This window comes from Microbulbifer variabilis, assembly GCF_023716485.1.
Taxonomy (GTDB): Bacteria; Pseudomonadota; Gammaproteobacteria; order Pseudomonadales; family Cellvibrionaceae; genus Microbulbifer; species Microbulbifer variabilis_B.
In genome coordinates this window covers 3,007,893-3,021,884 of sequence record NZ_CP092418.1, presented here as the reverse complement: position 1 = coordinate 3,021,884, position 13,992 = coordinate 3,007,893, and the positions used below count along the sequence as shown (strand labels likewise).

9 protein-coding genes and 1 pseudogene are annotated in these 13,992 nt (G+C 42.2%); all 10 read right to left on the bottom strand.

What is annotated here, in order from left to right; translation table 11 throughout:
- Positions 1–3: 3 nt before the first annotated feature.
- Positions 4–1,089, bottom strand: coding sequence for a sensor histidine kinase (locus MJO52_RS13485; protein ID WP_252082176.1), 1,086 nt, complete (start codon positions 1,087–1,089; stop codon positions 4–6).
- A gap of 65 nt (positions 1,090–1,154) precedes the next feature.
- Positions 1,155–2,582, bottom strand: a complete 1,428-nt coding sequence (locus MJO52_RS13480; RefSeq protein WP_252082175.1) for an alpha/beta hydrolase family protein — start codon at positions 2,580–2,582, stop codon at positions 1,155–1,157.
- A 451-nt stretch (positions 2,583–3,033) separates the two neighbouring features.
- Positions 3,034–4,464 (bottom strand): alpha/beta hydrolase family protein, encoded by a 1,431-nt coding sequence (locus MJO52_RS13475; protein WP_252082174.1) that lies wholly within the window; start codon positions 4,462–4,464, stop codon positions 3,034–3,036.
- A 319-nt stretch (positions 4,465–4,783) separates the two neighbouring features.
- Positions 4,784–5,314, bottom strand: coding sequence for a MaoC/PaaZ C-terminal domain-containing protein (locus MJO52_RS13470; RefSeq protein ID WP_252082173.1), 531 nt, complete (start codon positions 5,312–5,314; stop codon positions 4,784–4,786).
- 22 nt (positions 5,315–5,336) lie between these two features.
- The gene (locus tag MJO52_RS13465; protein ID WP_252082172.1) at positions 5,337–6,185 is read right to left on the bottom strand and encodes an HpcH/HpaI aldolase/citrate lyase family protein; all 849 of its coding nucleotides are present in this window, start codon (positions 6,183–6,185) and stop codon (positions 5,337–5,339) included.
- A gap of 8 nt (positions 6,186–6,193) precedes the next feature.
- Positions 6,194–7,507 (bottom strand): acetyl-CoA hydrolase/transferase family protein, encoded by a 1,314-nt coding sequence (locus MJO52_RS13460; RefSeq protein ID WP_252082171.1) that lies wholly within the window; start codon positions 7,505–7,507, stop codon positions 6,194–6,196.
- A gap of 1,261 nt (positions 7,508–8,768) precedes the next feature.
- Positions 8,769–10,298, bottom strand: coding sequence for a lytic polysaccharide monooxygenase (locus MJO52_RS13455; protein WP_252082170.1), 1,530 nt, complete (start codon positions 10,296–10,298; stop codon positions 8,769–8,771).
- A 651-nt stretch (positions 10,299–10,949) separates the two neighbouring features.
- Positions 10,950–11,168 (bottom strand): annotated as a pseudogene (locus MJO52_RS21490) (acetyl-CoA hydrolase/transferase C-terminal domain-containing protein); the annotation flags it as partial.
- A 434-nt stretch (positions 11,169–11,602) separates the two neighbouring features.
- Positions 11,603–13,153, bottom strand: coding sequence for an alkyl hydroperoxide reductase subunit F (ahpF, locus tag MJO52_RS13450; RefSeq protein ID WP_252082169.1), 1,551 nt, complete (start codon positions 13,151–13,153; stop codon positions 11,603–11,605).
- A 77-nt stretch (positions 13,154–13,230) separates the two neighbouring features.
- Positions 13,231–13,797: an alkyl hydroperoxide reductase subunit C gene (ahpC, locus tag MJO52_RS13445; protein ID WP_252082168.1), complete on the bottom strand. Its 567-nt coding sequence runs from the start codon at positions 13,795–13,797 to the stop codon at positions 13,231–13,233.
- Positions 13,798–13,992: the final 195 nt, after the last annotated feature.

Below are 13,992 nucleotides of genomic sequence, written 5' to 3'. Positions count from 1 at the left end.
TTCTTATACCACTAATTGTAAGGGAGAGGAGGGAATATGGCACCGAGCAACTACCTGGGAGCCCTGCTGTTCAATTCCAAAATATGTCTTGTCTCCATATTGTATGGTTAACCTTTTTTGTATATTGATTAACCCCAGGCCGGTATTACCACTCTCTTTGGTTGACTCTCTGATGAGAGTACCTGGATTTATCACAGTGATTACCATATGATTGTCTTCTTTGGTGATTTTAACCACTAGTTCACCGCCTTGTTTACATTTTTCTATTCCATGGCGAACGGCATTCTCGGCAAGCAGCTGGATTAGGAGTGGAGGTATCCGCTCTCCCATTAAATCTTCGTTAACTTCCAATGTGAAAGACAATCGATCTTCATATTGTATTTTCAAAAGTTCGATATACTGACAAACGATTTCCAATTCATCTCTTAATGACACAGTTTTATGCTTATGGGCCATTAACGTATAACGTAAAAGGTCAGATAAGTTTGTCAACATATCCCTGGATTTATCTGTATCTTCAAGGATTAGTCCACGAATATTATTAAGCCCATTGAATAGAAAGTGAGGGTTTAACTGCCCCATTAGAGCGCTCATTTTTACTTCGTTCAGTTGTAATTTAAGTTGTGTTGCATCATGTTCGGCTTTGCGTAATTGCTCTTGATTTACCAGAGTAAGATAAATGAAACTCCAAATAAATATAAGAATGGTAAGATAGAACCAATTGCTAACAACAACCTCCCAAAAGGAAGATGGAATTTCATATCCTACAAAGATGTAATATAAATATCCAAAGCCAGTTGCAATATAGGCGCCTATACCGCCAAGAGGAATGGCAGCTAATAGGAAGCCAATCCATTGTTGATACCCGTTTTTATCAAAGAGGCTAAATCGATATATGATTTCTCGAGTAAGAAGGGTAGAGATCCCTGTAGTAAACCCTACAATAATAATATTAATCACGATTTTATCGGTGTGATTCTGAGATTGAAGCCCTAAAGAGAAAACATTAACTAAAGAAAATATCAACCAGCCACCAAAATGGTAGGCTAAAAATTTTGCGGATGGTGTTGGGGATTTGAAAATACTCATTGCACATATATCTAAGTAAGATGGCTCCTAAATTAGGAGCCATGTCTTGACATTCTTATCAAGTATCAGAAGCGTTCATTCAGCCATGAGGACATCACTTCGAGGGCAACAGGTGAAAAGCTCTCCTCTAGTTCGGCATACTCTGAAAATGAGCCCTTATTGGCTATTTGAAAAAGGTGGTTCATTTTATTCAGCTCGATAGTTTTAAAGTCTTTATGTCCAGCGCTGCTCAATATTGATTGTATATTACTTAGGTTCATTTTTGCATCAACCTGGTAATCAAGTGAGCCATTAAGAGCCAGAAGTGGTGACTTTGTTTGTTTCAAATAAGGTTCAGGATTGAACTTAACAAAATAACGGAACCAAGGAGTAGTATACTGCTTCTTTAGTTGTTCAACCTGAGCATCCAACTCCTCTTCCTGAGCGCCTTCGAGCTTCACGCTTTCATAAAGCAGCTCATGAATCTCATCATTAAGACTTTCATACATTCCGAGTTGAGCAATTCTTTCAAAAATCTCCTTATCTAACTGGCTAAGTCTTTGCATATTTTGTTCAGGTAAGTTATTGAACTTACGATTTCGGTGCCACTGATCAACCAGTAGCTCAGGTATTTTAACTCCAGGTCCAGCAAGTAAGATGGTAAATCCAATATCATCTCGACTACTGGCAACCATGGGAGCTATCATACCGCCTTCGCTGTGTCCTATTAATCCAACTTTACCCTTTGGGAGATCTTTACGGCTGTTTAAATAATCTACAGCTGCGTTGGCGTCACTGGCGAAATCCTTGCTGGTGGCTGCTCGAAAGTCACCACTTGAGCCGCCAATACCGCGGTCGTCATAACGAAATACTGCATATCCTTGCCGTGTCAAATGATCGGCGATTACCGCAAATGGCTTATGGCCAAACAGGGTTTCATCCCGGTCTTGAGGCCCAGAACCACTGATAAGAACAGCAGTTGCTTTGATATTAGACTTTGGTTTGGTCAGTGTTCCCGAAATGATATTGCCTGTCGCAGCATTCTTAAAGCTTACTTCCTCTATAGCATACGGAAATGGGCCCTTTGGTGTTTGGGGTCGATTGCTAGTCCTGTTCTTTGCATCTTCAGATGCCCGGCTAAAGTTCAGAGGGGATGTCACTTCCTGGCTGATAAACCCAAATACAAGATCAACTGCTGCACTGTAAGTGCCTTTGTAGTTAATCTGTAAGTCTTCTACTTCGAAAGTGATACTGCTGTCCCGGATTTCCAGCATAGATATTTCTACTCCCTTAGCCCCAAGGGAAGGGCTATCTAAGGAGCCTTTCCACATACCGTTATCTTCTTCCAGGTGAATGACTACAGGTATATTCTTTTCACCATTAATCTGGGCTACGGACCTCCAATCCCCCTCTAAACCTGAAGCCATTACATTGGTTGATATTAAGCCAGTTGTGAGGATTACTGTTTTCAAGTGCCACTTGGCTTCTGCAAAGAGTGTTTTGATAGGCTGCATTTGTACTCTTCCTGTACCTACTTGTTGAATGGTTGATATTCTACCTGTCGATTAGCCTGGTGTTATAAATTTAGTAGGAGTGGCTTCCTGAGGGGATGAATGGTAGGGAGGGGCGATGAGCGGTCTAGGATTACTCTGAATAGGAAATTCAAACAGATATCTTGCTCATAAAGTGGTTGACCACAGACTTGAGACTAGGGTGCAAAGTATTCTAGTTTTGCTGTGATCGATCTCTCTATAAGGGAATTAGTCGGCCGATAGATCTTTGAGGGTTTACTAATTATCAGCTCCAGTATGGGGCGTTTATTATCAATATCTATAAGGTTTTCCCAATATATTTTAATCTTTAGGTTAATTTAAGTATACCCACTCGATTTGATTTTTTTAAATAGCATTTCGTTTGAATGTAATAAAATGGCTCCCAAATTGGAGCCATAAATTCTAGTCAAATCTAGATTTTGAATCGTTCGTTTAACCATTTAGAAATTACATGTAATGCTTTTGGCGAAAAGCTTTCTTTTATTTCAGCATACTCAGTACTTGAACCTTTGTTAGCTATTTGAAAAAGATGATTCATTCTGTCAAGTTCAATGACCGTAAAATCTTTATGTCCGGTTCTATTTAACACTGATTGTATATTACCTAAATTCATTTTTGCATCAACTTGAAAGTCTAAAGAACCATTTAGAGCCAATAGCGGAGCTTTTATTTGTTCTAAATAGAATTCTGGATTGAACTTTAAGTAATCACGAAATATCAAAAGAGAGTACTCTTTCTTTACCTCTTCAAATTGGGTATTTATGTCTTCTTCGGGCACCCCCTCAAGCCTGATGCTGGAATAAATAAGATCCTGAATGGCATCATTAAGCGGTTCATTTAATTCAAGATTGCCAATTTTTTCTAGGATTTCCTTATCTAACTCTTTGAGTTTGCTTAATATTTCTTCGGATAAACCATTAAATTTACGACCACGGTACCACTGATCAGCAAGCATAGTTGGTATTTTAACTGCAGGCCCAGCAAGTAAAATGGCAAATGCAATATCATCACGCCTACTGGCAACCATAGGAGCTATCATACCGCCTTCACTGTGGCCAATTAAGCCAGTTTTACCCTGAGGTAGGTCGCTACGGCTGTTCAAATAGTCAACAGCTGCACTGGTGTCACTTGCGAAGTCTTTTGTAGTTGCTGTTTGATAGCTGCCACTAGATCCACCAACGCCTCGGTCATCGTAGCGTAATACTGCATATCCTTGCCGGGTTAGGTGATCGGCTATTACGGCAAAAGGTTTATGTCCAAAAAGAGATTCATCTCTATCTTGGGGACCACTACCACTGATAAGAACAGCCGTTGCTTTAATTCTGGATACTGGCTTGGTTAAAGTTCCCGAAATTAGATTGCTTGTCTCTTTATTTTTAAAATTGACATCTTCAATAATATATGGAGTAGATTTTTTTTGTGTTTGCGAATGATTGCTAGAACCATCAATATGGTCATTTATTCTGCTAAAAAATGTAAGAGATGATGCGCCTTTCTTAATGTTTGCACCAGCGATTAGGTCTACCTGATTAATGTAACTTCCCTCGTATTTGATATCTAGGGCTTCTACCTCGAAAACAATTCTATTATCTATAACCTCCAGCCCCGTAATGTCTAATTTCATTTCCTCCAAAGATGGGCTATTTAATACGCCAGTCCATTCACCGCTATTCTCCTCTAGTTGAATCACTATTGGTATTATCTTCTCATCATTTGTTTTAAGCATCGATCTCCAGTCGCCTTCAATGTCAGTGGCCATAGCGTTGGAAGTCAATAAAGTGGCTAGGATTAATGACTTTAATCGCCACTTGGTAACTCTAAATTTCGTTTTGATCGTTTGCATCAGTAATTATTCCATAGGGTTAGTTGAATGGCTGGCATTCTAGATATTGATTAACTTTGTGCAGTTAATTTAGTAGGGGAGGTTTTATATAATGGATGAGCGGCAAAGAAAGATGATGAATGGCTAGGTCCTGCGCAAAAGTAAACAGGTTCTATCGTGCCAGTTACTTTGGGTAATGTCCTTTCAGCTTGTTTTTGTTCGTTAGGCGAAAGATGGTTCTGTGTAGACGGTCAGTTTTAGCAGTTGAGCATACAGCATAAGTAGCTCAAAAGGACCACTCTTACTGTCAATCGCTCTAAAAGTCAGGGGAATCTCAGAGTTATTCTGAGGCTTCGTCAATGTTATAGTTTGGTGAGTGTCCTTTCTTATACACTAATACTGTTCTCATAAAGCGCATAAATAGTTCGCCATCTTGCTTGAAGCCACGAGTCTCAACCGTCACTATTCCTTGAGTGGGGCGGGAATGCGATTCTCGTTTAGATAGGATCTCACTCTCTGCGTAGATGGTGTCCCCCTCAAAAACAGGTTTCAGTAGCTGTACCTTATCCCACTCTAAATTGGCTACTACCTTCTTGCTGATAGTGTTTACTGTCATTCCAGTTATAATCGCCAGGGTTAAAGTACTATCCACTAGCGGTAACTGCCACTCGGTTTTTTGTGCATAGTGGGCGTCAAAGTGTAACTGTGCCGTATTCATTGTTAATAGTGTCATCCAGGTATTGTCTGTTCGAGTTAATGTCCTACCTGGACGATGTTCAATGATCATACCTTCTGTGAAGTCTTCGAAGTAAAATCCAAAGTCTTCCCGGTAGCGATTATCGTTAATTTTTTTATATGGCTGGAATTGCATGACCACCACTTCCCTTTAGGTTTTAGCTAAGTTTATTGAATATAGAGATAACTTGCTTTGCTTTGGAGTAAACCGGTACATCAATCATCTCCCCTTGGTATTGACAGGCTTTACCCTTTGAATTGTTATAGATTTCTACTATTTTCTCTGCTTTTTCGTATTGTTCTTGAGTAGGCTTGAAAGAAGACTTGATAGCAGAAATTTGTTTGGGGTGAATGGCGGCCTTGCCATTGAATCCCATCCCCTTAACGATATTTAGTTCTTTATTTAGTCCATCTTCATTATTGAAATCAAAATAGGGGGAGTCAAAGCAGGCCAGATTGTTTGCTGCTGAAGCTTCCACGATTTTACTACGTGCAGAGCTTAGGGCGTCTATTGAGTTGTCACAATTGAGGTCGTTGGCATAGTCTGCGGCACCAAACATTAAGGCCTGCAGTTTTTTGGGGCTGTCCTTAACAATATTGTGGATATTCATTGTTCCACAGGCAGTTTCGATTAAAGCAATAATGGCTATGTCTGTATAAGTTTGGGCGAGGAGTTTACCAAGTTGTTGGATATCATTAGGAGACTCTGTCTTTGGGTAAAGTACAGCGTCGATTTGTAACTTGGTTGTAGTAATGGCAAGTATGTCTTTTAGTCCTTCATTGCTCGTTAGGTGGTTGATTCGAATAATGTTGGCAGTATTGTCGCTTTGGATCTTGGAACAGTAGTGAATAGCATTGTCTCTGGCTAATTGCTTATCACTAGCAGGTACACTGTCTTCGAGATCAATAATAATTGCGCTGGCTTCTACCTCTGTTGCTTTCTGAAAAAGATTGGGCTTATTGCCTGGCGTAAAAAGTAGTGCAGGATAAATGTGTAGGTTGATCATATGCTTGGTTAGATAAAGTTGTGTTCTTTAGCCTGCTTTATCAGGTTGTCTCTAAAGTCTGGGTGTGCAATGTTAATTAGGGCATGTGTGCGTTCTGTGGTTGATTTACCCATAAGCTGGCAGCAACCGTACTCAGTAACGACATAGTCAACATCCAGTCTAGAGTCTGTTGTGATTGTATTTAGGCGCGGTACAATCCGGGAAATTTTCCCTCCCTGTGCCGTAGAACTGCTCGCCAATATAGTTTTACCATTTCTTGAGTAATATACGCCTCTGATAAAATCCAGTTGTCCACCCACCCCAGAGAATTGATGATCGATAAATTCTGCATTTACCTGCCCATTGAAATCGATCTCAATAAAGGAGTTGACTGAGATCATGTTGTCAATTTGAGCAATAGTTTGTGGTTCATTCACGTAGGAGACTGGAAGGCAGGCCATTGAAGGGTTGTTATCAATAAAGTCATAGAGTGTCCTATCCCCTATAGCAAAGGTGAACACATTGAGGTGGGCGTTTAGTTTTTTGCGTGAATTATTAACCGCACCAGATTTGATTAGATCTATCATTCCGGAGGTAATGACCTCTGTATGTATCCCTAGATCCTTCTTGTTTCTCAGCTGCTCGCACACGGCATTGGGAACACCTCCAATCCCCATTTGAATTGTGGCGCCATCGGGTATTAGCGGTGCAATATAATCGCTAATTTTCTTATCCAGTTCAGAGGTTTCTCTTTGCGGTTCTTCAATTAATGGAGTGTCGTTTTCTATAATTGTATCTACTTCACTAATGTGAAGTAATGTGCCCCCAGAAGTTCTCGGCATGTTTTTGTTGACTTCAACGATGAGTTGGTCTGCATGTCTGGATAACTCAATCGCATAATCTCCACTAGTACCAAAATTGAAATATCCATATTTATCCATTGGGGATACAGTTACGAGGAAAGCATCTAGATCCACTTGCCTTTTTATAATTTCCGGGTATCGACTAAAAGAAATGGGAACATAATTGATATACTTCTTTCCTTTGGCGAAGCCTTTCTTTGCAAGCTTGACCTCGTCTTTGGTAAGCATGGATGAGAAGGGTCTGACGCGATCTAGCAAGTCCTCCTGAAAGATTGTTTTCATCGCGACACCGCCACAACGCATGTAATAAACCATGAGTTTTTTTATGTCGCCTGTCCGAACCCGGTTTTCTAAAGCTTTAAGTAAAGCTGGCGGGGTTGCTACGCGCATACCCATGGAGATGATACTCTCGCTGGGTATAGAGGCTACGGCATTATCGGCTGTGGTTAGCTTTCTGTGGTATTGATCTTCGTGATTCATAGTGGCTAAATTTTCGGTGCCTTAGGTGGGTTCTTGCCGTGTTTTTGGTGGATTTATTGTCTTCCGTGAGCCTTGACTTTTATATGTAGGGTTTGAAATATTTTTAATAAAGTAGATTTCGTAAGGTTTAAATTATACTTTTGACCTGTTGGGGAAGATGAATATTCTGCAGGTTTACCTTGCCTTGCTACGCATCTATGCCATTGTTTCAGGGCATTATAGGTGACATTTAGAGGGCTAAGATCGATCAAGTGATATATTGGGGTTGTTTCGCGACTATTTTTCTAGTAACTGTTTCAAAGCTTCATTAAATCAGTTGATTTTCAGGCAATATAGAAAAATGCTCTTTAAGTTGATACATAGCGATTCTACCGGACGACGGCAGTTTCCTTGTCATGTTAAAGTTCGCTGAAACTTAAGATGTTGTACATACTTTATAAACCTTCTGCCATTTTTTTCGAAGGTGTCTTTCTATTCCTGCGGTGAGGGGAAATAAGGCCAATTTTACGGCGGGCAGGCTGTATCGTAGCGGATTCCCAATTCGGAGCTTTGTTGTACGAATAGGCGTCGTTTCTTTGTTTTCTATCTTGCCCCTAAGTGCAAAATCCACAAGAGGTCTTAAAAATAAACAGAGTTATCAATGAGGTTGGGGCTACCTTTGTCACGTTTTAGTTGGGGGAAGATATGGCTCAAGAAATTCCACTGAGTGTCTGTTAATTCTGACTTAACTCTACTCGCACCTACTGTTCTTATCATTCTATTCGATCGTAAGAATAACTGATTTCAAGTTATGAAACATTTTCTAATATTATTTTATTCCTCACTAGAGAGTTGACTCTCTCCGTAAGATAAATATTGGCAATGTCAATTAAATTTATGGGAAATGAATTGTGATGCTCTGCTTTGATTGTGTTCTGCGTGAGATCGTGAATGGATTCAACAATCATGTATTTGCGTGATATGGAATAGAAGTTTGATCAGGTTTGTGTGAGCGGCGGAATATAATCTAGAAAATTTTTGGTTTATTTTGGTGATTATGGTTTTGCCGATAGTTAGAAATTCAGCTTATAAATTGTAGCGATGTAAAGCGACCGTGAAATATCATAAACCATATTTGATAGGGTTTTAGACGGGCTGTATAGAAAATTCCATCAGGGTCTCCGCAGGTTCAATCGATTTTTTTTAATTTCTTGGTATGTAAAAACGGGGGCTTATTGACATAAACCCCCGAAGCCTGTGAGATAAATTATTGATTGGTTACTTAGCGCCAAACACCCCATTGCCCGGTTGTGCCTGGCTCTTCACCCCTGGTCCACCATCCGGCAGTCCATGTTTTACCATTATGGCTTACCGTGTCCCCAGCAGTGTAGATTTGGTTACTGTCCCAGGTTTGAATAGTGGGATCTGTAGGATCTGTAGGATCTGTAGGATCTGTAGGATCTGTAGGATCTGTAGGATCTGTAGGATCTGTGGGTGTCGAGGGTTCAACGACAAAGGAGTAGACCTCGTCATCATTGGCAGAACTACTACTTACGGTTAACTTAAAACTCAACTCGTGTCGGGCATTGGTTAAACTTGAAGTGTCAATAACCAATGCACCACTCGGCCCGGCTGCTGTTTCCACTGGGCTGCCACTCACTTGTGACCATTGGGTATCTGTGATGTTTCCTGTGCTTTCTCCTGTAGAGAGCACCAGTAATTCACCGTGCTCGACCTTGGCTATGTCGAGAGGCTTTAACACCTTGGGCGTAATAGACGCAATCAATTCACTGCCATTACTTGTGATACTGAACTGGCCTGAAGCGCGTGCATCTTTAGAGTTAAAATAGTTGCCATGCAAATCGCCTTGGAAATACATGTAATGGTTCATTTCCTCATGCCAGCGACCGATAAAGACATTTCCATTGTGATTGGATTGATACCAGCCAGTAACTTGAGATGCTAGCAGTCTATCCCAATCATTTTTATTGTCCTCAGTAATTGCTAATGAAAACGATGAGTGTTCCTCACCATTTTTATTTAAGACCGTATAATTGACAGTATCCCCTACAGCTACTGAATCGATATTAATATCCTGCGGGATAAAGGTGTTGCCTTGACTAAGGTATGGCTCTGTTGTACCCGGATCAGGTTCGGTAGGCGGTTGAACATCACCATTTACAATGGTGATATCACTACAATTGTAGAAACCTTCCCCCGCTGCATCTACTCGTTGCCAGCGTACAAATAAAATCGCATTGCCTACCCTGTCTTGAGGGATCGTAACATTCATTCGATATTGGCTATTCACAACTGGCACATCGCCCACTTCCTGAATAAGCTCCAAGTCATCCCAGGCGAGAGGCTTTGAAAGGTCAGCGTTGGGCTTGGTTAGATAAAACTGCCAAAAAGAGGGGTTGTGCGGTGCGGTTGCATTGAATACGTATTCAAAAGTTCCAGCGTTAACTTCAACTCGGCTCCAAGTGTTTGTAGCTGCACCCATGCCCTTTTTTTGTGGGTCATTGGCATAGCAGAGTGTTCCATCTGGAATGGCTGCTTTTACGGCCGTAAAATTATTGTAGTCAGGAATGTTGATGGAAAATTCATTGTGTTGCTGAAATGGATAAGACCCAGAGATGGTTTTTGCTAATGCACAGCCAGGATTTGGGGGAGTTCCAGACCAGACATTCCCTTGGTCATAGCATATTTTTTGCCTCGCCTTTGGGTATTCAGACCAGCCGTGAGCTTGAACCTGCAAGCTGAAAGGCATCAGTAGTAATGTGGCAATGGCACATTTTGTTCTTAGTAGCATGGATTTACTCCTGGTATCTCTATTTTTGTGAGTCCGTTAACTCCGTGAATAAGAGTGTTTCACGGTGGTTGAATTCTTGTAATAAAAATCTGTTTGTAGAGTGTTCCTCTAGATGATGTCAAAAAATCTAGGTGACACTCTAAATTTAAAAGCCAGTGTGAACTGTGACGAAGGTTGAGTTTTTTATTACGTAAAAAATGTGAAAAAATTTCGAATTAATATTTGTGTTTATTCAGTTGCATCACTCAAACAGACATTCGGTTTGGATGTGGGTTCCCGTTGACAGGGTAAAATTTAACTTCTTGGTTTCTCTTTCTGGCTAAATTGCCTATGACCAGCTTTGCTTTTTTGGTCTAGATATATCCTCTTTGATCCCAATATCTTAGCTAAATAAAGTCAAAATACGATGTTAAGGGTAAAACTTCTGGTTTTTTTCTCTTTAGCGGATTTATATGTGGCTTCGTGAACGTCTGGTTTTGTGGCCGGGATGGGTAACAAAACTGGAGAGTCTATATGGTCATTTCTTTTTATTGTAAACATCGTGGCTCAATGACCACAGGGCCACACTGTGACGATTTTGGCATAATACGCTTTCAGTTTGCTTGAGGGGATTCAGGTAAATTACTTGGAGTTAAAGGCACTGTGGGAATTTTATTTAGGGCACTTATTTGGTGGTTTATTTGAAGTTGTGTTCTCTGCCCACTTGAACAGGCCCTCTCTAAAGCCTAGGTGAGCAATGTTGGTCAGTGCGTGTGTGTGGTCAGTCGAGGGTTTTCCCATTAATTGACAGTAGCCATATTCTGTAACAATGTAGTCAACATCAAGTCTCGAGTCTGTTGAGAGTGTATTTAATCGAGGCTCAATTTTTGAAACGCTTCCTTTTTAAATGGTAGAGCCACTTGCTAATATAGTTTTATAAAATCCAGCTGACCATCAACACCTGGAATTGATGATCAACAAATTTGACGTTAACCAGCCCATTGAAATCGATCCCAATAAAGGGGCCAACCGAGATCAAGTTGTCAATTTTTCATTCTGGAATAGTAAAGCAGTCTGTTTGTTGGAATGCCTCAAATTGCTTGTATGTATACCGATTTGTACGTATCCATGAGGAAGTTGCTGAAGTCACTATGAGCTTGTGAACCATTCAATAGGCAGTAGGCATTTGTTTTACGAAAAGGTAAGCAAAAGAGATTTTTATGGAACTTGGCAGGAAAGCCCTTATAGCGGCGTGGCGTGGAGAAATAGAAGATGAAGATTGAGTGAGTGGCCGGTCAATGACCGGCCGTTTGATATTCCAGTCTTTATTCCACAGAAGACCGAATTAAGTAGTCAAACGCTCCCAGTGCCGCTGTGGCCCCTGCGCCCATTGAGATCACAATTTGCTTGTAGGGGGCAGTAGTGGCATCGCCGGCAGCGTAGACGCCTGGAATGGAAGTTGCGCCGCGCTCATCGATTTGAATTTCACCCATACGATTCATTACGACATCACTCTCTTTGAGGAATTCTGTATTTGGCACTAGTCCGATTTGCACAAAGACTCCTGCAAGGTCGAGCTTTCTGCTCTCTCCCGATTTGCGATCGGTGTAGGCAAGGCCATTGACTTTGTTACCATCCCCCAATACTTCGGTAGTTTGTGCATTGAGGATAATATCGATGTTGTCCATTTGTTGTGTCTTGCGCACCAGTACTTCATCGGCACGGAGTGAGTCAGCGAACTCCAGTACGGTGACATGTTCGACAATTCCAGCAAGATCAATAGCCGCTTCAATACCAGAGTTACCGCCGCCAATAACCGCTACGTGCTTACCTTTAAAGAAGGGCCCATCACAATGGGGGCAGTAGGCAACGCCCTTGGTACGGTATTCCGCTTCACCAGGTACACCAAGCTCTCTCCATCTTGCACCAGTGGCCAGCACCACAGAGCGACTGGACAGGGTGGCACCGCTCTTTAGTTCTATATCTACCAGTTCATTGCGCTGTAAATTTGTCGCACGTTGGTCAGTAATAATATCTACACCGTATTCTTTAACGTGCTGTTCCAGGCTGGCTGCTAGCTTCGGGCCTTCTGTATAAGGTACGGAGATAAAGTTCTCGATACCTACAGTATCCATCACCTGGCCGCCGAAACGTTCAGCTACTAACCCGGTGCGAATACCTTTACGCGCAGCGTAGATGGCAGCTGCTGCGCCGGCAGGTCCACCACCAATGACTAGTAGGTCGTAAGGAGCCTTTCCATTCAGTTTTTCAGCTTTGCGTTTTGCGGTACCTGTATCCAGTTTGCCAATAATCTCCTCAAGGGACATTCTGCCTTGGCCAAAGTGTTCGCCGTTTAAGTAGACCGCAGGTACCGCCATTACATTGCGTTGTTCTACTTCCTGCTGAAACAACCCTCCATCGATCATCTCGTGAGTAATGTTCGGGTTGAGGGTGGCCATCAGGTTCACTGCCTGTACGACATCCGGGCAATTTTGGCAGGAGAGAGAAATATAGGTTTCAAAGTGAAATTTACCTTCCAGATTACGTACTTGCTCCAGCAGCTGCGGGTCTGCCTTGGATGGGTGGCCACCCGCCTGCAGGAGTGCCAGAACCAATGAGGTTAATTCGTGGCCCAGGGGAATACCGGCAAAGCTTACACGGGGTTCCTCTCCAGCAGGGGCGATAGCCATGCTTGGTGTGCGCTTGGCCTGGCCCTGTTGTACAGTAATTTTTTTGGAGAGCCCGGAGATTTGATCTACCAGGGTTTCCAGCTTTTTCGATTTTTCGCTGTTATCTGTAGACACACGAATCTCGATCGGTTTGACGATATTCTGCAGGTAAGTGTCCAGTTGTTTTTTCAGGTTTGCGTCCAACATCGGTGTGTCCTTTCTCTAACTAATTCAGGCTTGGTTGTGGCCCACCATCTAGATGGGCCGGGTCAGAGGCATTGGGTTTATATCTTGCCTACCAGATCGAGGGAGGGCGCTAAGGTTTCTTCACCTTCCTTCCACTTAGCAGGGCAGACTTCTCCAGGGTGAGCGGCGATGTACTGGGCCGCTTTGATCTTGCGTAACAGCTCACTGGCATCGCGGCCTATTCCGCCGGCTGTGATCTCCACAATCTGGATACGACCTTCCGGATCGATGACAAAGGTGCCGCGATCGGCAATGCCCTCTTCTTCGATCATCACTCCGAAATTACGAGTGATGGTGCCGGTAGGGTCGCCAATCATGGGGTATTGAATTTTACCGATGGTGTCGGAAGAGTCGTGCCAGGCCTTGTGGGTGAAGTGAGTATCGGTAGATACGGAGTAGATCTCCACACCCAACTTTTTGAACTCTTCGTAGTTGTCCGCCAGATCACCCAGCTCGGTGGGGCACACAAAGGTGAAGTCTGCGGGATAGAAGAAGAACACCGCCCACTTGCCCTTTACGTCGGCGTCGCTCATATCGAAGAAGTCGCCATTCTGATAGGCCTTGGCGTTAAAGGGCTTTAGTTGGGATTCGATGTAACGTGACATGGATAACTCCTTATTCATCACTTTCTATTCAGTCTTTGTCTTTGGAACGGCATTGATACTATCGATTCATTTCTTTTAATAAAAATTATCAATATAAATACTTCTAATAAATTTTCCCAATCGATCATTGGTTTTTAGGGGAGGGGAAGGCGCCAGTTGGCTGATGTAGCCTTGTCGTTACAGGCTCATGAACAG

What these genes read in the sequence shown, in the direction of transcription:
- MJO52_RS13485 (WP_252082176.1), bottom strand. Translation starts at nt 1,089, where the DNA reads ATGAGTATTTTCAAATCCCCAACACCATCCGCAAAATTTTTAGCCTAC.
- MJO52_RS13480 (WP_252082175.1), bottom strand. Translation starts at nt 2,582, where the DNA reads ATGCAGCCTATCAAAACACTCTTTGCAGAAGCCAAGTGGCACTTGAAA.
- MJO52_RS13475 (WP_252082174.1), bottom strand. Translation starts at nt 4,464, where the DNA reads ATGCAAACGATCAAAACGAAATTTAGAGTTACCAAGTGGCGATTAAAG.
- MJO52_RS13470 (WP_252082173.1), bottom strand. Translation starts at nt 5,314, where the DNA reads ATGCAATTCCAGCCATATAAAAAAATTAACGATAATCGCTACCGGGAA.
- MJO52_RS13465 (WP_252082172.1), bottom strand. Translation starts at nt 6,185, where the DNA reads ATGATCAACCTACACATTTATCCTGCACTACTTTTTACGCCAGGCAAT.
- MJO52_RS13460 (WP_252082171.1), bottom strand. Translation starts at nt 7,507, where the DNA reads ATGAATCACGAAGATCAATACCACAGAAAGCTAACCACAGCCGATAAT.
- MJO52_RS13455 (WP_252082170.1), bottom strand. Translation starts at nt 10,298, where the DNA reads ATGCTACTAAGAACAAAATGTGCCATTGCCACATTACTACTGATGCCT.
- ahpF (WP_252082169.1), bottom strand. Translation starts at nt 13,153, where the DNA reads ATGTTGGACGCAAACCTGAAAAAACAACTGGACACTTACCTGCAGAAT.
- ahpC (WP_252082168.1), bottom strand. Translation starts at nt 13,797, where the DNA reads ATGTCACGTTACATCGAATCCCAACTAAAGCCCTTTAACGCCAAGGCC.